This is a genomic window from Corynebacterium glyciniphilum AJ 3170 (assembly GCF_007673095.1).
Taxonomy (GTDB): Bacteria; Actinomycetota; Actinomycetes; order Mycobacteriales; family Mycobacteriaceae; genus Corynebacterium.
This window is the reverse complement of record NZ_VDYZ01000406.1, coordinates 1-223: the sequence shown is the minus strand read 5'-3', so window position 1 is coordinate 223 and position 223 is coordinate 1. Positions and strand designations below refer to the sequence as shown.

The 223-nt window shown below is 64.6% G+C and carries 1 protein-coding gene; it reads right to left on the bottom strand.

What is annotated here, in order from left to right; all coding sequences use genetic code 11:
- Positions 1 to 204: hypothetical protein (locus tag FS507_RS20185; RefSeq protein WP_145943846.1), on the bottom strand; the 204-nt coding region annotated here is incomplete at its 3' end.
- Positions 205 to 223: the final 19 nt, after the last annotated feature.

Here is a 223-nt window from a genome sequence, read left to right as displayed (position 1 = left end):
GTCCCTCCCCCCATTCCCCTCCACCACATCCCCCCCCACACGCTCCCTACCGCCCGCCACCTCAATCACCACCTCCCCCACCACCACACCGACCACTCTCTCACCTCTCTCCCCCTCTACCCCCACACCCTTCCCCATCTCCACCACATCATCACACCTCTCTCCTCCCCTCCGGACAGACTGCCACAACGCCTTGACCACCACGCACGACACACCTTCACCA